At 48.5% G+C, this 22,098-nt stretch carries 18 protein-coding genes; all 18 read right to left on the bottom strand.

All coding sequences use genetic code 11. From position 1 onward, the window contains the following. Positions 1 to 78 precede the first annotated feature (78 nt). The 18 genes from dxs to pilB all read right to left on the bottom strand — a co-directional run bounded on the left by dxs (position 79) and on the right by pilB (position 22,071). Positions 79 to 2,064 carry a 1-deoxy-D-xylulose-5-phosphate synthase gene (dxs, locus tag SGI97_06470; GenBank protein MDZ4723530.1) on the bottom strand — a complete coding sequence of 662 codons (1,986 nt, stop codon included), beginning with the start codon at positions 2,062 to 2,064 and terminating at the stop codon, positions 79 to 81. Between the two features lie 19 nt (positions 2,065 to 2,083). Beyond that, positions 2,084 to 2,968 (bottom strand): farnesyl diphosphate synthase, encoded by an 885-nt coding sequence (locus SGI97_06465; GenBank protein ID MDZ4723529.1) that lies wholly within the window; start codon positions 2,966 to 2,968, stop codon positions 2,084 to 2,086. Beyond that, the gene (xseB, locus tag SGI97_06460; protein ID MDZ4723528.1) at positions 2,968 to 3,207 is read right to left on the bottom strand and encodes an exodeoxyribonuclease VII small subunit; all 240 of its coding nucleotides are present in this window, start codon (positions 3,205 to 3,207) and stop codon (positions 2,968 to 2,970) included. Before xseB ends, SGI97_06465 begins: the two co-directional genes overlap by 1 nt. Positions 3,208 to 3,224: 17 nt before the next feature. Then, complete coding sequence (xseA, locus tag SGI97_06455) at positions 3,225 to 4,439, bottom strand: exodeoxyribonuclease VII large subunit (GenBank protein MDZ4723527.1); 1,215 nt, start codon at positions 4,437 to 4,439, stop codon at positions 3,225 to 3,227. A 316-nt stretch (positions 4,440 to 4,755) separates the two neighbouring features. After that, a complete protein-coding gene (uvrC, locus tag SGI97_06450) occupies positions 4,756 to 6,591 on the bottom strand; it encodes an excinuclease ABC subunit UvrC (protein MDZ4723526.1) in 1,836 nt (611 codons plus the stop codon). Between the two features lie 41 nt (positions 6,592 to 6,632). Continuing rightward, positions 6,633 to 7,166: a C40 family peptidase gene (locus SGI97_06445; protein MDZ4723525.1), complete on the bottom strand. Its 534-nt coding sequence runs from the start codon at positions 7,164 to 7,166 to the stop codon at positions 6,633 to 6,635. After that, on the bottom strand, positions 7,166 to 8,077 hold the full coding sequence (locus SGI97_06440; protein ID MDZ4723524.1) for a UbiA family prenyltransferase: 912 nt from the start codon (positions 8,075 to 8,077) through the stop codon (positions 7,166 to 7,168). Before SGI97_06440 ends, SGI97_06445 begins: the two co-directional genes overlap by 1 nt. Beyond that, the gene (locus tag SGI97_06435; GenBank protein ID MDZ4723523.1) at positions 8,074 to 8,955 is read right to left on the bottom strand and encodes a phosphatidate cytidylyltransferase; all 882 of its coding nucleotides are present in this window, start codon (positions 8,953 to 8,955) and stop codon (positions 8,074 to 8,076) included. Before SGI97_06435 ends, SGI97_06440 begins: the two co-directional genes overlap by 4 nt. Positions 8,956 to 8,957: 2 nt before the next feature. Beyond that, positions 8,958 to 9,719, bottom strand: a complete 762-nt coding sequence (locus tag SGI97_06430; GenBank protein MDZ4723522.1) for an isoprenyl transferase — start codon at positions 9,717 to 9,719, stop codon at positions 8,958 to 8,960. Between the two features lie 730 nt (positions 9,720 to 10,449). Further along, positions 10,450 to 12,060 carry a DNA methyltransferase gene (locus SGI97_06425; GenBank protein MDZ4723521.1) on the bottom strand — a complete coding sequence of 537 codons (1,611 nt, stop codon included), beginning with the start codon at positions 12,058 to 12,060 and terminating at the stop codon, positions 10,450 to 10,452. Positions 12,061 to 12,130: 70 nt separating this feature from the next. Next, on the bottom strand, positions 12,131 to 13,180 hold the full coding sequence (locus tag SGI97_06420) for a GntG family PLP-dependent aldolase (protein MDZ4723520.1): 1,050 nt from the start codon (positions 13,178 to 13,180) through the stop codon (positions 12,131 to 12,133). A 138-nt stretch (positions 13,181 to 13,318) separates the two neighbouring features. After that, positions 13,319 to 13,525, bottom strand: a complete 207-nt coding sequence (locus SGI97_06415) for a cold shock domain-containing protein (GenBank protein ID MDZ4723519.1) — start codon at positions 13,523 to 13,525, stop codon at positions 13,319 to 13,321. Positions 13,526 to 13,610: 85 nt separating this feature from the next. Continuing rightward, positions 13,611 to 14,234 (bottom strand): hypothetical protein, encoded by a 624-nt coding sequence (locus tag SGI97_06410; protein ID MDZ4723518.1) that lies wholly within the window; start codon positions 14,232 to 14,234, stop codon positions 13,611 to 13,613. A gap of 2 nt (positions 14,235 to 14,236) precedes the next feature. Further along, positions 14,237 to 16,018 (bottom strand): peptidylprolyl isomerase, encoded by a 1,782-nt coding sequence (locus tag SGI97_06405; GenBank protein ID MDZ4723517.1) that lies wholly within the window; start codon positions 16,016 to 16,018, stop codon positions 14,237 to 14,239. 84 nt (positions 16,019 to 16,102) lie between these two features. Beyond that, positions 16,103 to 17,821 (bottom strand): ATP-binding protein, encoded by a 1,719-nt coding sequence (locus SGI97_06400; GenBank protein ID MDZ4723516.1) that lies wholly within the window; start codon positions 17,819 to 17,821, stop codon positions 16,103 to 16,105. A 97-nt stretch (positions 17,822 to 17,918) separates the two neighbouring features. After that, positions 17,919 to 19,115 carry a type II secretion system F family protein gene (locus tag SGI97_06395; GenBank protein MDZ4723515.1) on the bottom strand — a complete coding sequence of 399 codons (1,197 nt, stop codon included), beginning with the start codon at positions 19,113 to 19,115 and terminating at the stop codon, positions 17,919 to 17,921. Positions 19,116 to 19,142: 27 nt separating this feature from the next. Beyond that, on the bottom strand, positions 19,143 to 20,219 hold the full coding sequence (locus tag SGI97_06390; GenBank protein ID MDZ4723514.1) for a type IV pilus twitching motility protein PilT: 1,077 nt from the start codon (positions 20,217 to 20,219) through the stop codon (positions 19,143 to 19,145). A 154-nt stretch (positions 20,220 to 20,373) separates the two neighbouring features. After that, positions 20,374 to 22,071, bottom strand: coding sequence for a type IV-A pilus assembly ATPase PilB (gene pilB, locus SGI97_06385; GenBank protein MDZ4723513.1), 1,698 nt, complete (start codon positions 22,069 to 22,071; stop codon positions 20,374 to 20,376). Between the last annotated feature and the right edge of the window lie 27 nt (positions 22,072 to 22,098).

The following is a 22,098-nucleotide window of genomic DNA, read 5'->3' as shown; positions in this document are numbered from 1 at the left end:
CTTAAGAAGTCGCTCCTCGCAACTTGGATTCATAATTTTTGGTGCGGGGCGGGAGATATCGGCTTTGATTCGGATGGGCTACTTCTCGTCGGTGCCGGTCAGGGACAAGCCCTTTACGGTCTCGCGCTTTTTCGGAGATTCGGTTCTGCGGAAGATGAGCTTTTGCAGAAATCCCGGCTGGGTCTGCCGGTAATGTTCTGCCAAATACGATTCAATCTTTTCAGAAAGTCCCACAGCATCAAGTCCGACCTCGCGCAGAAGCTGGTCGCGTTCGCCATGAGTGACAAATTGATCAGATGCTCCGAAGGCTTTGAACAGTCCCGGATAGCGGTTGCCAAGCAGATATTCGGCAATAGCCTGTCCGAATCCACCTCTGAGGGTACCCTCTTCAATAGTAAAAATGACCTTGGCGTTGTTGTGGATTTGCAGCAACATCTCATAATCAAATGGTTTAATAAATCGCGCGTTCACCACTGACAAATCGATCCCTTTTGTCCGGAAAGATTCTGCAAAACCGAGCGCGGTCGTGACCATAGTGCCGACGGCAAGCACGACTATGTCACTTGGGGGGGTCAACCGTTCCCATGTTCCCCATGCAATTTTTTGCGGCACAGCGGTCATTGGTGTCGGAGTGTTGTCGCGGGGATAGCGAATGGCGACGATTCCTGAAACATCATTGTCGGCTGTGTGGTGGAGCATCGCGCGCATTTCATTGCCGTCTTTGGGCGCGGCAAGAGTCAAATTTGGGACTGCGGATAAATACGAGATGTCAAACATTCCGTGGTGGGTCGGGCCATCGTTTCCGACCAGTCCGGCGCGATCCATACAGATAGTAACTGGCAGATTCTGAATCGCCATGTCATGGATTATCTGGTCGTAGGCGCGTTGAAGGAAAGTGGAATAGATCGCCACATACGGGCGTATGCCTTCAGCGGCCAATCCGGCGGCAAAACATGCGGCATGGGCTTCGGCGATACCTACATCGTAAAACCGTTCGGGGTATTTTTCGCTGAACTCGACAAGGCCAGTGCCGCTGGACATGGCGGCTGTGATGGCGACCACTTTTTCATTCTTAGCGGCCAACTCGACCATCGTGTCGCCAAAAATCTTGGTGTACGACGGCGCGCTCGGAGCGCCTTTGGCCATTGTGCCGGTTATTTTGTCAAACTTGCTGACCCCGTGATATTTGAAGGCATCCGCTTCGGCGGGCAGATACCCTTTGCCTTTCACTGTGGCAATATGAAGCATAACCGGGCCGGGGATTTGTTTGAGGTCTTTTAACGTCTTAATCAATAGAGGCAGGTCATGCCCGTCGATTGGTCCGAAATATCGGAACCCAAGCTTTTCAAAAAGCATTCCCGGCACAAGCAGGCCTTTGATTGAGTTTTCGATGCCTCGGATTGTCTCACGAATTTTGTCACGTCGTTTGAATTTGCCAGTAAGCTCCCAGACTTCGTTGCGGAGCTTGATCATCTTTTCATCGGCCATGATGCCGGTCATATATTTAGAGATTGCTCCGACATTTTTTGAGATCGACCAGGTGTTGTCATTGAGAATAACCAGCAGATTTTTTTTTAGCGAGCCAGCATTATTCATACCTTCGAAAGCCAGCCCGCCGGTCATTGAACCATCGCCAATGACAGCGATAACTTTATGATCTGAGTTGGCCATATCGCGGGCCGCCGCAAAACCGAGGGCGGCAGAAATCGAGGTCGAGGCGTGTCCCGCTCCGAAGTGATCGTATTCAGACTCGCTTCGTTTGGTATAACCGGCAAGGCCATGATACTGGCGAAGGGTGTGAAGTCGGTCGAGGCGTCCGGTCAAGGCTTTATGGCTGTAGGTCTGATGCGAGACATCCCAAATGATTCTATCATGAGGTGTGTCATAGACATTATGAAGGGCGACGGTTAGTTCGACTGTGCCAAGATTTGAGGCGAGGTGTCCGCCTGTTTCGCAAACCGAGCCGATTATCGCCTGTCTGAGTTCAACGGCAAGTTCGAGCAGGTCTTCCTGCGAGAGAGCTTTTATGTCTTTGGGACTTTTTATCTTCTGCAAAATATTCATAATGTATCAGACAGAGTGGTTAGCGTTCTCGCTGGCCGATATAACGCGCCAGATATTTGAGGGGGTTGTCATCGTAATCTGTAAAAAGAGCCAGGGCCTCATCAATAAGTTGAGCCGCTTCAGCGCGAGCGCGTTCTATACCTACAGTTCCCGGGTATGTCGCCTTTTGATTTTTACAATCGGAGCCGGTTTGTTTTCCAAGTATTCTGTGGTCTCCTTCAATATCGAGAAGATCATCTATTATCTGAAAAGCCAAACCTATTTTTTCTGCATATTGGGTTAATCGGGCTAGTTCACGGCTATCCGCGCCTGCCAAAATAGCGCCGACTCGCACCGATGCTCTAATTAATGATCCGGTCTTAAGGGAATGAATATGGATGACCTGTTCCCGTGTTACTTGTCTGCCTTCGGCCTCAAGGTCGGCAATTTGTCCGCCAAGCATTCCGCTTGTGCCGATGGCGTCGGCAAGTTCAATCACTGCTTGTGTGGAGCCGGTCTGGGCCATTAAATGAAAAGCAATGACATGGAGGCCGTCACCAGCAAGTACGGCAAGCGCCTCTCCAAACTTTTTGTGACAGGTGGGCATTCCGCGGCGAAGGTCATCGTCATCCATGCAAGGAAGGTCATCGTGGATCAATGAATAGGTGTGAACCATTTCAAGGGCGGCCATTGCAAGATGTATCGATCTGGGAGCCGCTCTTTGTTCACCGCCGCAATATTCATATGCGGCAAGAGCGAGGGATGGTCGAAGCCGTTTGCCTCCGGCCATGGCAGAATAGCGCATTGCCTGATGTAGCGATTTCGGTTCGGTCTCCTCGGATGGGATAAGTTGATCGAGCAGGCCTTCGACAAGCTGTCGGCTCTTTTGCAAGTATTCGAGTCCGGGGGTTGTATCAACCGGCATTAGGATTCATCCTCGTCTGCACTGCGTTTGAAATCTTTTTCAAGCATGCCGTTTTCCTCGGAGATAATTTTAACTGACTTCGCGACCTGATTGAGTTTTTCATCGCAGAGTTTTGCTATTTCAACCCCTTCGATATAAAGCTGAAGGGATTGCTCAAGTCCGGAATCACCGGACTCGAGAAGATTGGTAATCTCCTCAAGCCGCCCTACTGCTGACTCGTAGTCTTTGAATTTTTTCACGGCCGGTAAACGCTTCCTCAGCTACTCTTTTGCTTTCTTTCGATCACAGACTGTAACCGCCCGTCGGCAACAATCGTTTCCATCCGGGCACCGATTTCTATATCAGCAATCGTTCGAATCAGCCCCCCATCTCCGTCCAAACGCTGGCTGACCGAATAGCCCCGCGCAAGGGTTTTCAGAGGCGACAAGGTCTCCAATCTTGAGACGGCCAAAGATAACCTGTTTTTGTGGAGTTCAAAACGGTTTTTTCCGGCTGAGGAATGAACCCGACTAAGGCTATCGAGATACTGGCGTTTCTGATTGACAAAATCCAACGGCCGAATCCATGCCGATCGAGATTTGAGGAAGTTGAGCGACTCGCGGAATTCATTGAGCTTTTGTTCCATGAAACGGCGGTAACTTGTTTTGAGTGAACTGAGATGGTCCTTGAAATCCTGCTTTGACCAGACTGTCAGTTCGGCGGCGGCTGAGGGAGTCGAGGCGCGCAAATCGGCCGCGAGGTCAGAAAGGGTTGTATCGACCTCATGGCCAACTGCCGAAACAACCGGTATGCGCGAGCCAACTATGGCCCGAACGACGGTTTCGGTATTGAACGCCCATAAGTCTTCGAGAGAGCCTCCACCCCGCCCGGCTATGATGAGATTGACCTCAAGACGGGCGTTGAAAAATGCGATGCCAGCGGCTATTTCATTTTCCGCGCCGTCTCCTTGGACGCGAGCGGGATATATTATCAATTGAATCGAATTGTTTCGGCGCTGAGCAATATGTATTAAGTCACGAATTGCGGCTCCGGTAGGCGAGGTTACGATTCCTATGCGTTCGGGGAATAGCGGCAAAGGTCGCTTTCGGGCGGAATCGAAAAGCCCCTCGCGTGAGAGCCGCTCATGCAATTGTCTGAAGGCCAGCTCGAGCGGGCCGACACCAACTGGCACAATTTTTTTACAGTTTAACTGATAATTTCCGCCTTTTTCGTAGACGTTAATATCTCCGAAGATCAAAACCTTCTGTCCGTTTGTTGGAGTAAATTTCAGAGTTTGGCCGACCGATTTCCAGCAAGTTGCTTTGAGCACGGCTTGCTCGTCTTTAAGTGAAAAATATCTGTGACCGGATGAATGGTGGATATAGCCGGTGATTTCGCCTTCGATCCAGACACCGGCGAATCTGTCTTCGAGCGCTCCCTTTATCATTCTCGTGACGGCCGACACGGTATAGGCCTGTGGTGAATCAATCATAGGGTGAAATTAGGTGAGATAGGCGCGATTATGCAATGATAAAGAGAGGGGTTTTCGGCAGCGGAGGAGATATTGGCGTGTCGATCAGAGATAACCGCCACTTCGCGCAAATTTATTTCTTTGTAGTCCCCCAACGGTTGGGTTATTATTTAACGATGTAAGGTTGGCTGACTGTTGCAAACCTCTTCGGCAGGTTCGAAGACGGACCTACTCTACCAAATATCGGAGAATGTTTGGAATCTCTTTTTTCCGTCATAGTGGGCAGGCACGGGAGCGACATTGTAAGACGCTCAGAGGACGGATTAAGTGATTGACGTTACTGGGTCTGAAGGCTCGAGAGAATCTTGTCTGCCATCGAGGGGTTTATCCCTTTTATCGATGTCAGCTCATCCCGTGTTGCGGATTTTATCCGCTCAACCGAACCAAAATGACGCAGAAGAGCGCGGGCTTTGGCCGGGCCGACTCCGTTAATATCATCGAGGGCGGATTTGATAGTCCGTTTACCTCTCACCTTGCGGTTGTAGGTTATAGCGAAGCGATGAGCTTCGTCTCGAACGCGCTTTAGTAGCATAAGAGCCGGAGAACTTCGGGGAATCGTTATTGAATCGGAATTGCCGGGCAAGAATATCTCTTCCAGTCGTTTTGCGAGCGAAATGATAAGCTGGTCGGGAAATCCAAGAGACTCAAGCTCGGCTTTTGCCGCCGACAATTGTCCTTTGCCGCCATCGACAACCACCAAATCCGGAGGTTGTTTCTCTTCCTCTTTTAGTCGGTGAAAATACCGCCCGACTATTTCGCGCATCATGCTGAAATCGTCCTGCCCCGACACGCCTTTGATTTTGAAGTGTCGATACTCGGTCTTTTTTTGCCTTCCGTTGTCAAAATAGGCACATGAGCCGACGGTGTCTGTCTCTCCGGTGTTTGAAATATCAAAACAGGCAATGGTACGCGGCGAAATTGGCAGTCGGAGGGCATCCTTGAGGTCCGTGACCATCTTGCTGGTTCTCTCAGACTGAATGCGTTTGTGTATCAGCAATTCGTCAAGAAGCATGCGAGCGTTGATGGCGGCAAGGTCAACCATTTTAAGTTTGACGCCTATCTTCGGGGTGTATATTCGAACCGGCTTCCCTTTTACCTTCTTAAGCCAGCTTGCAATTATCCTCACTGTTTGTAGTTCAAGCGGGAAATATATCTCCTCGGGCAAGTTCGGCTGATTGTTGTAATACTGGGTGATGAAAGTCTCAAGCATTGCCTCGTCAGTCTCATCGGGCTCGGCGCTCAATTGAAAATCCTGTCGGCCAAGAAGAACACCCTGCCGGATTTGCATGACAACAGCGACAGCATCGGAGCTTTCACGGGCAATGGAGATTATGTCTCGGTCGACAACTTCTCCGGCATCGGCTCGCTGTTGGCGATCGGTGATGCTTTCCAGCGCGTCTATTTGATCGCGGAGTATGCGAGCTTCTTCAAAGCGGAGATTTTCCGAGGCGCTTCTCATCCGTTCGGTGAGTTCATTCATAAGTTCCCGCGACCGCCCGGAAAGCGCCATAATCACGGACTGAACGAGTTTATCATATTCGGCCTTTGACTGAAAATTTTCGCATGGCCCGCCACAACGCTTTATGTGATAGTCCAAACAGACTTTGTACTGCTTGGCGGTTGGATGAGGAATTGTGAGGTTACAGGTACGAATGGTAAACAGTCTGGAGAGGGCTCTGACAGTCCTCCACATCCCTTGGCTGTTCGTGTAGGGACCAAAGTAGGTCGCGCCGTCTTTCAAAAGTCTTCGGACCACAAGGATACGCGGGAAAGGCTCATTGGTGGTGATTTTGATATACGGGAAATGCTTGTCATCTTTGAGACGGACATTATAGCGCGGCTTGTGCTGTCGGACGAGATTTGCTTCGAGGATAAGCGATTCTATTTCATTATCGGTCGCCATCATGTCAAGGTCGGTGATGTGGAATGCCAAACGTTGGGTTTTGACATCGAGTTTGTCGGCAGGACGAAAGTAACTTCGGACACGGTTGCGGAGGCTGTTCGCTTTGCCGATGTAAATTATCTCCCCTTTGACGTTTTTGAAGATATAGACGCCATGAGAATTCGGGAGATTTTTGAGTTTTGCTTCGAGTGATTCCAATGAGCTTGCCATCTCTCTGAGAACACGAATGTGCTATCAGAGTTTCTTTGTGGTTACTGCGATACCAGAATGCGCCGCGCCCCGACAAAACGACGTGACCAATACTCTTCGGATAGTCCGCTGACTATCACGCCCCGCGATGAAGAAGCATGGATAAATTCACCAAATCCAACATACACGCCGACATGGGAAATCTGGTCGCCATCGGTTTTGAAAAACACAAGGTCCCCATAGCGGAGCGATTTCTGATGGACTATTGCTCCAGAGGAGAATTGCTCGAAAGCGGTACGAGGAAGGCTTATATTGCCAAAGGAGGCAAAGGCATCGCGGGTAAATTTTGAGCAGTCAATCCCTTGCTCGTATGCCGAGGAGCCAACGTACGGCTTGCCGAGTTGTTTCTGAAGAATAAGTCCCAATCGAATATGATCATTTGTGGATAGTCCCTGAACCGAAGTCGAACCTGATACCGTAGATTGCTTCGGGCGTTCAGAAGCAGAGCCCGGATTTCCGCGCGTGCCATAGCGCTGAATGCCTTGACAGGCGATTAACATGGCGCATACAATTATAGCAAAGAGGACTCTTATCATTATGCCAGCCTCGGGTAGATGATGTTAAATCGAACTTTGAAATATAGTCTGGTGCACCCGACCAAGACAACAACAAACACAAAATAGAGCGGATACCAGTAGCCGGCGAATAATGTGAGAAGCAGAAGCGGTAATTTAATCGCCAGCAAGATTATTTTTTCGGATTTGATAAATATGGTCAGACAAATGAGAGCGGACGAAATGAGAGAGAGCACTAAGAGCGCTATGAAATTTGAGCTAAAGGCAAAGAGGGCCGAGCCGAGCATGAAAAGCAGAGCAAGACATTTTTCGCCGGTCATTCCCAGCGCTATCGCAAGAGTTTTTTTGCCGGTAGCCTTATCTCCGGCGACATCGGGTATCGTTGTCAAAAGGTAGATTGCTCCCACTGACAGGCCAAAATAAAGCGGGTTGTCCCAACCGAGAAGGCCGGCATTGTGAACAGAAAGCTCGGGCATCACAGAAAACGAAATCAGCGTTCCGCAGGCATACGCGTTGGCGAACAGACCCCAAAACGGCCGGTTTTTGAGTCGCACAGGCGGTACAGAATAAATGTAACTGAGTAGAAAGGCTTGTAAGAATATAAGGCGGGTCGCCGCCGGATACAAGAGTGTCAGAGCAATAGCAGACGCGGAGGTGAGTAGGAAACCCTTATAGAGCGCGCTCTGCTCTACAATGTTATTCTGCAAAAAGCCGAGCTTTTGGTTGATTCGATCAGATTCATAATCATATATCTGGTTGATATATAACGCTGAAGTAGCCAAAAGACTCCAACCTGCCATAATGCCCAAATCGCTCAGATCAAAAGATTGCCCGGTAAGGTCATGATGATATTTAACTGCTACCAGATAGATCGACCAGATTGGCAGGTGCAGGAGCGGTCTTGCAGCGAAGAAATAATCGAGCGCTTTCATGTCACTAATAAAATGAGGTATCCGTACATAAATGGCGCGGCAAAGAGCAGCGAATCAAACCTATCCAGTACTCCGCCATGACCGGGAATAAGTCCCGATGAGTCTTTTTTACCGAGCGACCGTTTCCACATTGATTCCACCAGATCGCCAAGCTGGCCGAAAATCGAGCAACCGAGTGCAATGAATATAAGATGTATCAGAGAAAGGGATTGAAATTTCCAGAGGCCGATAACAATGCCGACGACTACAGCCGCCGCGAGTCCTCCAAGAAAGCCTTCGATAGTTTTGTTAGGCGACACGCCGGGGGCAAGTTTGTGTCGTCCAAAGGTCGATCCGACCCACATGGCAGCTGTATCTCCCAGCCAGAGAATGCCAAACAATAAAAGGAGGCAATCTCCCCCGGTAAAACCATCGATGGCGAACATTCTGCTGAAATCGCCCAAAGCGAAGACATAGGGATAGAGCATCAGAATATATCCTATCCCCCACACGAGACGGCTATGTCTGCGGAATAGTTCTTCCGGCGGTTGCGTCCCAAGTGAAAAATAAAGTCCGCTCAAGAGAAAAAAAATTGTAATAATCGGCAGAGTAAAAAGGAAAAGACTCATTGATTGCAGGATATCACCAGCCTCTGTCGTCCAGAATAATGAGCGTGCCGATGACACAAGGGCCGCAAGCAAACAGACTTGGGCAAGCCAAAATAAGGGATGGTCGAAGCCATACCCTTCACCAGAAAGAATCTCGGTCATAGCCAGGACTGACAAAACGGTCACCAGTCCAAAAAGCCAAAATCCGCCCTGATCTGAGATCCAAAGAATAGCCGGAATCGCGATGGCCGCTACGATAATTCGCGTAACAAGATTTTTACTGATCAGCAAATCTAATCGACCTCTTTTTGAGAAACCATACCAAATCTCCGCTCGCGCCCCTGATAGTTGAGGATAGCGTCGAATAGGTCTCTGCGCCCAAAGTCCGGCCAGAGTGTGTCGATGATATAGAGCTCGGTGTAGCTGGTCTGCCAGAGAAGGAAATTCGAAATACGAAGCTCTCCCGATGTTCGTATCAATAAATCCGGATCGGGTATGCCTGCGGTGTAGAGGAAACTCGAAAAGAGTTCCTCGTCAATATCGGCAATATCGAGAATACCGGCCCGGATTGAATTGGCTATACCTTTCACGGCGTCAAGAATCTCCGCTCGTCCGCCGTAATTCAGGGCAAGGTTCAGAACCAGCCCTTTATTATTTCTGGTTCGATGCACAGCTTCGTCAAGGGCCACTCGCCTGACTCGCGAAAGCCCACTCAGGCGGCCGGTTGTGATGAGTTTCACATCGTTTTTCATCAATTCATCGAGCTCATTGAGGGTTGTTCGGGTCAGCAGTGACATGATGGCTGTGACCTCGTCTTTCGGTCGTTTCCAATTCTCTAGTGAGAATGTGTAGAGAGTGAGGTATTTAATCCCAAGTTCACCGGAGACCTTCACAACTTCCTTGACAGCCTTGACACCGGCCTCATGCCCCGCTGTGCGAGGCTGATTTCTCTGGGCGGCCCAGCGTCCGTTTCCATCCATTATAATTGCAACATGCTGAGGAATGCGGGTTGCGGCGGCCAGAATTCTATTTTTCAGGTCAGTAAGCTCGTACATAGGTAAACCAAAAGTAAGATGAGCGGTATGGCTTGGCAAGCTCAATTGGATTGCAGGCGGATTGGGGGGTATAAAAGGCGGGCAAGCGTGAAAGAAAAAATGGGAGAGGGTTGGCATTTTTTTAATTGAGGATTTGTTGGCGCACGAGGCTTTCAAGTCCGCCCCACCACAGCGGGCAGGCGTGGAGGGAAGGTACGCCAGCCACGGGGATCAGGATTTGCTCCGGGCTGCTTCATCCAATAGCAATCGCAAACATGCCCCGCGAATGCTTTGCTCAAGCCTTTCAATAGTTTGGAGGTCGGCATGTTCCAACTCTTGTTCAATCGATTCTCTAAGCCATATTCCTGTTCTGTATTTGATAATCTCGAATTGACCCTCAAAACTCCACCAGCTTCCGGTTTGAAAGTCCCAAAATATTTGTCCGTAACTATAGCAATACGGCCGTACTAGTTGGCTTAACATGGCAACAGCACTGCTCTGTGGAAGAGCCGCTATCAATTAACAAAGTCTTTGTGAACAATAACTCATCAAGCTGGTTCTCAGCCAAATGCTCCTGCACATCCGGATCAAATGATAGTAGGTCGAGTTGAAAGAGTATCCTTGTCTGGTGACGTGTTATCTTGTGCTCTTTGAGAATTTCGTCCCAAACTCGCACAAATAGTCCTAGTTGTTTTTCGTCACGCTGTATTCTCGGCAATTGTTTCTTCATACTGTCTGTCAAAATTGCAAACTATAAAAATTTCGGCGGTTTTTTTTCCGATTCGCGGTATTCGCGCTTTGCTTTTTTGAGTGTTGTACTTGTATCTGGAAGCTTCGGCAGTCGACCACCAAAAAGTTGCTCAATAGTCACGATCTGCATGATTGGGAAATTGCTTCCTCCGGGTAGAGTCCAAGTGCCCATCGCGGCGGCCTCGGCAAGCATAGGTTTTGTAGGAGGCTGCAAGGCTATTAAAATTCCCAACGGAGCTTCTTCTCGCTCTAGAACGCCTTTAAGGGCACGAATATCTTTGGGTTGATATTTGCCGCCCTTGACTTCAATAATCGCACGGTGAAACTTGTTTTCAAAGTCCTGAAAGTAAAGCAATCCGTCAATGCCACCATCTCCGCCTCCCTTGCTCTTGAAAGGTTGTCCACCAAGCAATGAGACCGCCCAGCTTTCAAATTGGAAAGGTGAATCGAGGAAAAGCATCTCTGCGGCATCGACTGATTTAGGTTCTCCTACAACCGCAAATTTGGAATCGGGGAAATGATCATTTAATCGCTTCTTGATGAGAGAAATAGCGAGGTGTGTTATATCGATACCGATCCATTTGCGTCCGAGTTTTTCTGCCGCCACGATTGCAGTGCCACAGCCACAGAATGGATCGAGTACGACATCGGATTGTTTAGATGAGGTTGTCAAAATCCGTTCCAGAAGTGCTACTGGCTTTTGTGTCGGATAACCTAATCTTTCCTGAGCTAGGTTGTGAATCGGTCTGATATCATCCCAAATATCCTGCAGAGGAACCCCCGGCAAATCTTCAGGAAATTGTTTCAACCGAGGCATACCGCCCTTTTTCTTCGGCCAGTGAATTCGACCCTGTTTATCCAACTCGTCGAGAGTACTTGGGATGTACATCCAGTGCCTTCCTCTGGTTGTGACATCCAATCCTTTCCAAGGTTGACCACTAACCCCTTGGCTGACACCGGCTCCAGTAAGGTCACTTCGCTTATAGTGTCTACCATCTTCGTCAACAGTATCGAAGAACGTTTCCAGATACGAAGAATCATACTTTTGATAGATATCGTTCCAGATACATTTATCAGTTCTCGAATAGAAAAGAATTACGTCATGGATTGATCCGCACTTATTGGCACTGCTGTGAGCACTTGTCCGTTTCCAAATTATCTCGTTTCGGAAATTACTAATTCCAAAAATCTGATCGAGTAATAATTTTAAATAATGACTTGCCGTTGGATCGCAATGCAAATAGAGCGATCCCGTTGGTTTTAATACCCTGTGAAGTTCAACTAATCGGATTGCCATCATAGTCAGATAAGCCATCAAATCGGAGTTACCCATAAAGGATCTAAAGGCTTGCATCATGGCTTTCAATTCGGCGGAAGCTTCGGTTCGGAGCATTATCTGCTCGTACACTTGCTGTGTCTCGTTCGTCCATGCCCATGTATCCTCGAATGCTTGTATCTGAGCGGAGGACGCCTTGCCCGTCTTATCCTGAAAAATAACATTGTAGGCTCTTTGAGAGTTAAAAGGGGGGTCCAAATATATTAAATCAACGGATTCGGTCTCGATATGCTTGCGCAATATCTCGAGATTATCGCCGTAGTATAGGGAGTTCATCCTAACAATTTACTTGTTAAACGTCGAATAGAAAAGTGATGTTTTTGTCTGAAGCCAGTGGCCTCTCCCTCTACCCTACCGTCTGCTCTTTTACAAGCAACTTCTTTATCCGCTCGACGGCCGCTTGGCAGTCCTCGCGTGTGACATCCAAGTGTGTGACCATGCGGATTTTGTCCCGGCCAAACGGAACCGCGAGCACCCCGGCGGATTTGAGTTTGGCAATAACGCTCTCTGGTGTCATTCCGGAATTGAGTTTGGCCACGATTATGTTTGTCTCCACCCGGCTCATATCGATCGCAAAAAGTCCCAGCGCATTCAATTCGGTCGCAAGGTAACGGGCATTGGTGTGGTCATCGGCAAGCCGTGTTAGGTTATTTTTCAGCGCGTACAGTCCAGCGGCGGCCAAAATGCCGGCCTGGCGCATTCCTCCGCCAAACAGTTTTCTCTCACGGCGGCATTTCTCCACAAACTCACGACTGCTCACAATCAGCGAGCCGACCGGCGCCCCAAGTCCTTTGGAGAGACAAACAGATATTGAATCAAACGGCCGGGCAAGTTCTGCCAGTGGAATCTCGGTTGCAATATGGGCATTCCAAATACGCGCGCCATCAAGATGGAAGGCAAGTCCGAATTCATCGCAGACTTCGCGGACTTTAAGGATTTCATCCTGCGGCAGGACAGTCCCGCCATGCCGGTTATGGGTGTTTTCCAGCGCAACAATTCGCGTCTCGGGTGAATGCAGGCTTTTTATCCGGACATTCTCGCGGACCATTTCGGCGGTAATCATCCCCCTATCGGTCTGAATGAGATTAACCAAAAGCCCGGCATGTACCACCGGCCCGGCAACTTCGTAGTTCACAACATGGCATTCCCGATCACACAGGAGCTCTTCTCCCCTGTGTCGGGTATGGACTTTCAGGCAGATTTGATTGCCCATCGTGCCTGATGGAACATACAGCGCGGCTTCGCTGCCAAAGAGCTTTGCTGTCTGATTTTCGAGTTCAATGACGGTCGGGTCATCGCCAAAAACGTCATCGCCGACAACGGCATTGGCTATTGCCTGCCGCATGGCATCGGACGGTCTGGTTACGGTATCGGAGCGAAGGTCTATAATTTTCATATTAGGGCCAATATACGTGATAGTTTCGGTTTCGAACCGTGATTTCTTTCGCAGACGTTACCGGAATAACTTTGGCCTTGGGCATAAAAAAAGTCCGCCATAGGCGGACTTCCCTGATTTTCTTTCTTTTTCTACCTCTTAATTTGCCAGAATGACATTCTGGGCTTTTGGACCCCCGTCAGAGCCGGCCAGTTCGAAAAATACTTCCTGTCCTTCTTTAAGCGTTCGGTACCCTTCCATGTTTATCGCTGTGTAATGGACATAGACATCCTGGTCTGAGCCATCACCCGCGATAATTCCCCATCCCTTGTGCTCATTAAAGTACTTAACTTTACCCTTTGACATTCTACCTCCGTCAAAATTGCGCAGTTTCGTGGTCGCACTTTCGATGTATTATACGCAGATCTAAAGATGGATTGCGGTAAAAATATTATAGATTTGTGAAAATTTTATTAAAAATTGTCATAATCAGTCCCGATGCGATCGGAACCGTGATGTTGTCATCGACTTTTACGGAAAAAGCTTCCACTATTGTCGCGGTCGCAGCTCCAATTAGAGCTACCGCAAATGGCAGTTCAGGGGCGCACACGGCCACAATTATGGTTCCGGCGAGGCATGCGAGCGAGCCTTCAAGGGACTTCCTCCCAAACCAATGCCTGCCGAACTTTCGTCCAATTATTGCCGCAAAGGCATCCCCAACAATTATAAATGACAGCGCGGCAACGGCTATGGGCATGCTATATAAAGCGATGGTGCAACAAGTCGAAAGAAGAATATAGGTCGCCCCGATAAAATCCCCTTTCCTTTCATGGCGGCGAATCAGCTGGCCAATGAATTTGGAGCATATCACACGCCACAACCACCAGTTACGAAGACGGGAGACGTCGATTATGAACATGCCAAGAAAGACCGGGATCATCATAGCGAGCATCTGAAGTTTGGAAAGGCCGAGTAGATAGTAGCTTGCCGGGACAATTAGAGCGCCCAAATGAAAAGTTTTACGGATGAGCTCTTGTTGAAAGCTTATCTGTTTCGGCGCGGAGGTCTTCGCCACAGCTATCTCTCGCGCGGTAGTCGTGTCCAACGGGGCTCCATTGCCATGGAACCGGTCAGTTGTCCGGGGAATGTTACGGAATATCGGCGGAAGAGATCATCACGGTATTTCTGCCAAACTTCGCTTCGGTGCTGTCTCTGCAATTCTGAGAGAAGAGTTCCTTTGGCTTCCATGAACGTGCGGGATTGATTATGCTCGATGAGCTTTAATAAATGATGGCCCTTGTTCGACTTGAACGGACGCGAGACTGTGCCGATTCTTGACTGCAGGGCGGCATTATAAACTTCTCTGGGAATGTCCTCTTGGCCAACATTTGCGACATGTTCTACGGTTAGAGTTATCTCTGGCTGCTTTCCATACTCCTCAACTAAGTCGGAAAATTCAAGACCCGTGAGAAGCTGTTCGCGAAAGAACGCAGCCATCGTTGAATCGTTGACGGTTAATAGATCAAAAGTCAAAGGCTTATCATAAACGAAACGTGAGAGATTGTCTTTGTAATGTTTTTCTATCTGAGCTTCGCTGGGAGACCAGTCCGGATCCGTGGCGCGGCGCATCACAACTGCTTTGCTTCGATGATGCCAGAGACTTTTCCAACGTTCCTTCATATATGGCAGTGTATCGATACCATGCGATCTTGCGACTTGAACCAAAAGCCATCTTTCGGCGGCAAATGCAAGCATCTCTTTCTTAATTGTGGAATCAGTATTATCGACCCCGTGTCGTGCGCGGAAATTTTCTTCAAGCTCCTTCATTCGACGAGAGTCTATGGTGTCAACGCCATTTACGACTCCGGCCCAGACGGTGTCATGGACGAAATAAATGTTTGTGTCAAGAATGGCCGGATTGGGCGCGACGTTTACTTCCAGCCTCAGACTATCGATAATAGAGTCGCTAATAATATTGGCCTTGGTAGTCAACAGTGACAATCGCGCAGACTCATACACCTGCGGCGAATCTATCGGAACAGGCCCCTCAGGCAAATAACTCGCAACTTTAATTAAATGCCAGCCGTCCGCATCCTGATAGGGAAGCGAATGCTCTCCTTCTTTGAGTAAAAAGGCTACAGAATCAAAAGGATCAAGGTAGACTCCTCTTCCCGTCCAGCCGATATGGCCGCCTTTTTCACGCGATGAGATATCATGCGAGAGGGTATAGGCAACATTTTCGAAATACTCGCCGGAATCAATAAGGCGGTGCATTCTGAATGCAAGTTCTTTGGCTTCAGCCTCCAACTGTTCTCTTGTCATTGTTCGGTATGTCAATGAATCAGGGCCAGTGGCAAAGCCAAGCCAAGAGACAAGAATATGATAGAGATCTACTTGTTCTTTCACACTGAACAACTCTTTGTGCTCGTGATAGAATTGAATGGCTTCGGAAGAATCGGCCGTGACTTTTTTATTCACGACTTCCTCCCAAAAGGCGTCGATTAATTTGTCGTAGTACGACTGCTGAAAGAGGCGGTAGTCGTGATAGTGCCGTATAAGGTCGACCGAGATCACATCGAGACCGGCGAGGGTATCAAGGATAACACTGTCGAGCATGGCCTGAATTTCCGAGGCTTCGACGGTTCCTCCGTTAGAAACCAATTCACTTCTTTTCAGTGCGGCAAACACATCTTGATTGGTGACAACAACATCATTTGCCGCTCGAGCGACAACAAAAGTTGAATCCAGAGTACTTTCAAAAGAAATCGGCGGAGGGGGGCTTCCGCAGACGGCACACAAAAGCGCTGTAATTACAGAACCGGCATAAAGAAGACGACTTAGACGTGTGTTTTTATTCATACTTATACCGCCGCTCCCTAATCGGTGAAGCGACGGCAAATAAATTACGCAGGATATTCAGAAAAGCAAGGTAAAAGTAGAATCCTATCGACCAACAGGAAGCAAATTGGCTTTCTCGCGGTATTGCTCTCGCGGATTATCTGTCTTCCCAGTTGGGTATCCTTGGAAATGGATCATGAAGGAAGTCCCATTTTGATAAGAGGACTCGAGGCCTATCTGAAGCCTCAGCGATGACGCGATTCTATGGACAATTGCCAATCCAAGACCTGTTCCTTCTTTTTTGGTGGAGAAAAATGGCTGAAATACTTTGTCATGGATATGCTCAGGGATTCCGGGGCCGTCGTCTTGTACGCAGAGATCCACAATTGAACCCGATGGGTGCAGTGATACAACAAATGTGACTTTGCCTTCGACGCCTTCGAACGACTCGCAGGCATTGAGCGCTAAATTTATCAAGAGATGTTTGATAAGGTCTTCATCGCTGAACACATAAACAGTCGATTCCTGACTGTTGAGCGACATAGTAATATTCGGACGATATGAATCATGGTGACGAACCAGTTCGATGACATCGCTTATAATGTGGCACAATTCTACCTTGCGGTAGACGGGCCGGTCGATACGGGCATAGGTAAGAAATTCGCTGAGAATCTTGCCGAGCCGGTGCGATTCTTTGACAATCAGGTCCATAAGCCGGCCGTTATCTCCGCTGAGGCGAAGTTCTTGATTTAGGACTTCAACCGATCCTGAGATCGCTGCAAGCGGATTTCTTATCTCATGGGCTATCGAGGCCGAAAGTTCTCCTATGGCAGCCATTCGATCGGCGGCACGAACTTTGTTCTCCATTTCTTTGGCTTCGGTAAGATCAGAGAAGATGGCAATGACTCCACGTAGGCTACCGTTTTCTTCGAGCAGTACGGATGTTGACAATCCTAGGGGTACAACCTTGCCTTCATTGTCAATTATCTCAACTTCTTTTCGCGGATAACCAAGGTGGGAATGAAGGCCATCAAGCAAAGCTGTCGAAAGGTATGGCATGCGCTCGGCAAATACTTCGCTACAAAGCAGGCCTTTTACGGTCGCCTCAGAGTAGCCCAGTATCCGCTCTGCTGCTCGATTGAAATAAATGAGATAACCTTGAGCATCGAGCGTAAGCAGTCCAGAATTTAGGTGGCGTAAAATATCGTCAGTCTCAAGTTGAGCTCGTTTAAGCGCTCTTGAGGCATCGGCGAGTCTTTTGTCCTGCTTGCTCAAACGCTCGGCAAGATAACCCGAAATAAAGGCGATCAGAAAAAATATCAGAACATGCAGAAATATCGAGTACAGGACCTGTTCCGGTATGGATAGAAATGATGCTATTGAATCAAAGGAGAACGCGACGGAACCGACTTGATCATAGCCGAACTTTACAATGAATGCATATGCGAACGAAACAAATGAGGCAATGACCAGCGTTCCGATCAGGCGATAGGCCAAGGCGGCGGAGACGATGGTAAGAATGAATAGACCAGAAAACGGGGAATTGACGTTTCCTGTCGCGTAGATGATGCCGGATTCTATGGATATTTCAAATATGAACTGGAGCGCAACCAGCGCCTGGGTAAGACTGTCAAGTTTGAGTCTACGTTGAGATGCAATGGTAAAAGTGAAACCGAGGGTGAGTAGAGAATACAGAATAATGAGGGGCTGGAGAAAAGTCGGATAGCGCATCCAGACTACCACCACTGCCATGATTATGACATAGGAGGCAAGCCGGAGCGGGAGAAACCAACCTAAACGCTTTAACCGTTCTTCTGCTTGCATACGAGTAAACGGCGCCTATTAGGGCGCCGTCTCATCAGCCTTTTTCAGATTACCGGTCGATAACTTTTCATGATAAATAGCTGTCTTGGCGTCGTGCCTAAATCTTTCCGATGATGTCGAACATCGGGAGATACATCGCGATAAGGATACCGCCAATGACAACACCCATAAAAACAATAATCACAGGTTCGATAATCGACGTCAGCGCTGTTACAGCCTCATTGACTTCTTCGTCGTAGAAATCGGCAATTTTACTCAGCATGTCATCGAGACCACCCGTCTTTTCGCCGACACCTATCATCTGAATGACCATGGGAGGAAATACACCGGTCTCTTTGAGTGGACCTGTTATGGTGTCACCTTCAGCGATGGCAAGGACCGATTTGTTAATGGCTTTTGCGACCACAAGGTTGCCGGCCGTCTTTGCCGTAATTTCCAAGGCTTCAAGAATCGAGACGCCCGATGAGAGAAGTGTGCTCAGCGTTCGGGTGAACCGGGCTACCGATGATTTTCTTACCAGCGTGCCGAAGATCGGAGTCGCAAGCAAAATCTGATCAAATGTCAATGCCCCGGAAGGGGATTTCTTCCACCAGACGAAAAGAGCTGAGGTGGCAATCAGGCCAAGAAATATGTACACGATATTGTTTTGAAGAAAATTCGAAATTGCAAGCACGACCATCGTAGGCCCTGGTAATCCCGCGCCTACGCCTGCAAACATTTTGGCGAAAACCGGGACGATGAAGGTCAACATACCGAACGTGACGCCAGCCGCAACAATCACGATCACGCTTGGATAAACCATCGCGCTCTTTACTTTTCGAATGAGCTGGTCAGCTTTTTCGCGATAGACTGCAAGTCGTATCAGGATGGTGTCAAGCGCGCCGCCAACCTCTCCGGCTTCGACCATATTGGTATAGAGCTGGTCAAAGATTTTGGGATGACGTGACATTGCATCTGAAAGCGTCGCTCCCCCCTGAACCGACTCTTTAACCTGGGTGACAATTTTGGCCATCTCCTTATTCTCACTCTGCTGGGAGAGAATATCGAGACACTGTACCATCGGAAGTCCGGCTCCGATCATGGTCGCAAACTGACGCGTGAAGCGCGAGATTTCAATTCGCTTGATACCTGTGCCGAATTTTATTTGTATCTCGGCGGCTTTCTTGTTAATCGAAGAAACCAATATACGGTTTTGTCTGAGTACGCGTTCAAGGTCGGCCTTGGTGTTAGCCTTCATTTGGCCATGAACTGTCGCTCCCGCGAGCGTCTTACCCTTGTATTCAAATACTGGCATCGCGCAAATCCTTTCTTATCGTAGAGCTCAGGAATAAGCCGGGGTTTTTTGACGCTGGAGCATTTCCGAAAGCTCCTGTGTATTTGAGGAATAACTCATTGCGTCGTTTATTGTTATTTTCCCGCCTTGATACAATTCACCTAGCGACTGATTCATTGTCTTCATACCAAATTTCTGTCCGGCTTGAATCATCGAATACAATTGATGAACCTTGTCGTCTCGAATGATTGCCCGGATAGCCGGTGTGACAACCATGATTTCCATAGCCATTACCCGTCCCCCGCTGATTCGCGGTATCAATATCTGTGAGACAACCGCCTGCAGGGTAAATGAGAGGCCAATGCGAATCTGTTCCTGTTGGTTGGTCGGAAAGACGTCCACAATTCGATTGATGGTTTCAGCGCATGAGTTGGTATGTAACGTCGCGAAAGCCAAGTGTCCGGTCTCGGAGATGGATAGCGCTGCTTCAATGGTTTCCAAGTCGCGCATTTCACCAACAAGAACAACATCGGGATCTTCACGGAGCGCATATTTCAGAGCGGTCGAGAAGGAGTTAGTATCCGAGTAGACCTCGCGCTGGTTTACCAATGCCATCTGATGGCGGTGCAGATATTCGATTGGGTCTTCGATAGTGATGATATGAACTGCGCGCTCACGATTTATCTTGTCTATTATCGCCGCGAGCGTCGATGACTTTCCTGATCCGGTCGGGCCGGTGACAAGAATTAAGCCCCGAGGAAGAGAAGCAAATTCCGCGATGACTTTAGGCAGACCGAGTTCCTCAAATGTCTTTATTTTATAGGGAATTTGCCGCAGCGCAACGGCGACATTTCCTCTCTGCATAAACATATTTGCGCGAAACCGGCTCAGCGCTTCAATTCCAAACGAAAAATCGAGCTCCCAAGTTTGCTCAAATTTGAGTTTCTGCTTCTCATTGAGCATTGAATAAGCGATTTTTCGAGTCTGCTCAGGGGTAAGTATATCAAGCTTCAGGCGCTGAAGTTTTCCATCAACACGGAGGACGGGTGGCGAGCCTGTGGTCAAATGCAGGTCCGAAGCGCCCATCTTTACCATCTGTTCCAATAATTCACGCAATGAACTCATGCATATCTCCACTACACGTTTAATATTTCATAATCGTGCCGAATGGCTGTCTATGCATTATATCGGTAATTAGAGTGAATTCTTGACGTGAAAAGGGCCGGAAGAAATAGGGTAAACGATGGATTATGAGCGACGTTTCATCGCCGAAAAAAGACTAATTGCCAGCGGTCACGGCAAAGACTTCATCAAGACTGATTATCCCCTGTTTCATTTTATCAACAGCGGACATACGCAAACTAAACATACCTTCATCCATAGCTATTTTACGTAGCTCAGTGTCAGATGCCTTGGATAATATCGCGGCCTCAATCGCTGCTGTGATAGGCATAACCTCATAGATACCAATTCGCCCGGCCTTACCTGTGTTATTACAGTCCTTACAACCCATTCCTTTGAAGGATCGAATATTTCTCTTCACATCCGCGGGAATCTTGAGACTGTCAACCTGCTCCTGAGTAAGATTGACCTCCTCCTTGCAGTTCTGACAGATTTTGCGAGTCATCCGTTGAGCCATAATGAGTTTGGTCGCCGACGCAACCAGATAGTAGGGCGTTCCCATATCAATGAGACGAGTCACCGACGACGGGGCATCATTGGTGTGAAGCGTGGAGAAGACCAAATGCCCGGTCAACGCGGCTTTGATTGCAATCTCAGCCGTTTCGCTGTCACGAATCTCTCCAAGCATTATGATGTCCGGATCCTGCCGCAAGAACGAGCGTAGAGCCGCTGCAAACGTCAGCCCTATTTCTGATTTAACGGCAACCTGATTTATACCTTCAAAGTTAAACTCCACAGGGTCTTCGGCAGTCATGATATTGACATCTACCGTATTGAGCTGCTGCAATGCCGAATAGAGCGTGGTGGTCTTTCCTGATCCTGTCGGTCCGGTAACCAAAATGATTCCGTACGGAAGGCGTATTTTGTCTTCAAATTTTGAAAGGTCCTCAACGCGGAATCCAAGCTTGGTCATATCGACTTTCAGCGCCATAGGATCGAGAATTCGCATCACCACTTTTTCGCCAAAAATGGTCGGCAGTGATGATACGCGGAGATCAACCGTTCGACCTGAAATCTTGACTTTGATACGACCATCCTGCGGCAGACGCCGCTCGGAAATATCAAGCTCGGCCATGATCTTTATGCGCGAAACAATCGCCGCACGGTATTTAAACGGAAGAGGTGCCATCTCCTCAAGATCGCCATCTATTCTGTACCGCACGCGGATTCGCTTTTCATACATTTCAAAATGAATATCAGAGGCTCCCATGCGGATGGCATCGCCAATGATTGAATCGACCAGTTTGACAAGCGGCTTATCCTGAATCGCGGAGAGTAGATCGGTATCGGTTGGTCCGGACTCAGATTCGAGAACCTCGAGTCCGCCGTCTTCTTCCATTCCCCTCACTATTTCAGATAATCCGCCCTTATCAGAATAGTAGGCGTCAATCGCTTTCTCGATTGCCTTTTCCGGAGATATGACCGGCTGAATGGTACATCCGGTTATAAACTTTATGGCGTCGAGAACGTAGATATTATTCGGATCACTGACCGCAACAAGAAGGGTCTTGTTGATTTTGGAGATAGCGATGACTTTGAATTTGCGGGCAATATCTAACGGAATAAGTTTGACAATGTCAGGGTTGAGTTCGACATCGCCTAATCTGAGAGCGCCTATTTTGAGATGCTTACCGATAAAAGTTGATATCTCCTCTTCGCTGGTAACCGCGCCGAGCTGAACAAGAATAGTCTCGAACTTTTCTTTCTTTTCTTTGGATATGGAAAGCGCTTTCTCCCCTTGTTCCGGCGTTATTTTACCGGCTTGGACGAGCATTGCGCTGAGTTCAGCAGACATAGTTATTTATTCCGCAATCAAAGTGTC

This window comes from Candidatus Zixiibacteriota bacterium (genome assembly GCA_034439475.1).
GTDB lineage: Bacteria > Zixibacteria > MSB-5A5 > GN15 > FEB-12 > JAWXAN01.
The sequence above is the reverse complement of the archived record's forward strand: the minus strand, read 5'-3'. Positions and strand labels throughout refer to the sequence as shown.

What these genes read in the sequence shown, in the direction of transcription:
- SGI97_06430 (MDZ4723522.1), bottom strand. Translation starts at nt 9,719, where the DNA reads ATGTACGAGCTTACTGACCTGAAAAATAGAATTCTGGCCGCCGCAACC.
- SGI97_06395 (MDZ4723515.1), bottom strand. Translation starts at nt 19,115, where the DNA reads ATGCCAGTATTTGAATACAAGGGTAAGACGCTCGCGGGAGCGACAGTT.
- SGI97_06420 (MDZ4723520.1), bottom strand. Translation starts at nt 13,180, where the DNA reads ATGAAAATTATAGACCTTCGCTCCGATACCGTAACCAGACCGTCCGAT.
- SGI97_06445 (MDZ4723525.1), bottom strand. Translation starts at nt 7,166, where the DNA reads ATGATAAGAGTCCTCTTTGCTATAATTGTATGCGCCATGTTAATCGCC.
- dxs (MDZ4723530.1), bottom strand. Translation starts at nt 2,064, where the DNA reads ATGAATATTTTGCAGAAGATAAAAAGTCCCAAAGACATAAAAGCTCTC.
- SGI97_06400 (MDZ4723516.1), bottom strand. Translation starts at nt 17,821, where the DNA reads ATGCAAGCAGAAGAACGGTTAAAGCGTTTAGGTTGGTTTCTCCCGCTC.
- SGI97_06415 (MDZ4723519.1), bottom strand. Translation starts at nt 13,525, where the DNA reads ATGTCAAAGGGTAAAGTTAAGTACTTTAATGAGCACAAGGGATGGGGA.
- SGI97_06465 (MDZ4723529.1), bottom strand. Translation starts at nt 2,968, where the DNA reads ATGCCGGTTGATACAACCCCCGGACTCGAATACTTGCAAAAGAGCCGA.
- uvrC (MDZ4723526.1), bottom strand. Translation starts at nt 6,591, where the DNA reads ATGGCAAGCTCATTGGAATCACTCGAAGCAAAACTCAAAAATCTCCCG.
- SGI97_06390 (MDZ4723514.1), bottom strand. Translation starts at nt 20,219, where the DNA reads ATGAGTTCATTGCGTGAATTATTGGAACAGATGGTAAAGATGGGCGCT.
- SGI97_06425 (MDZ4723521.1), bottom strand. Translation starts at nt 12,060, where the DNA reads ATGAACTCCCTATACTACGGCGATAATCTCGAGATATTGCGCAAGCAT.
- pilB (MDZ4723513.1), bottom strand. Translation starts at nt 22,071, where the DNA reads ATGTCTGCTGAACTCAGCGCAATGCTCGTCCAAGCCGGTAAAATAACG.
- xseA (MDZ4723527.1), bottom strand. Translation starts at nt 4,439, where the DNA reads ATGATTGATTCACCACAGGCCTATACCGTGTCGGCCGTCACGAGAATG.
- SGI97_06440 (MDZ4723524.1), bottom strand. Translation starts at nt 8,077, where the DNA reads ATGAAAGCGCTCGATTATTTCTTCGCTGCAAGACCGCTCCTGCACCTG.
- SGI97_06405 (MDZ4723517.1), bottom strand. Translation starts at nt 16,018, where the DNA reads ATGAATAAAAACACACGTCTAAGTCGTCTTCTTTATGCCGGTTCTGTA.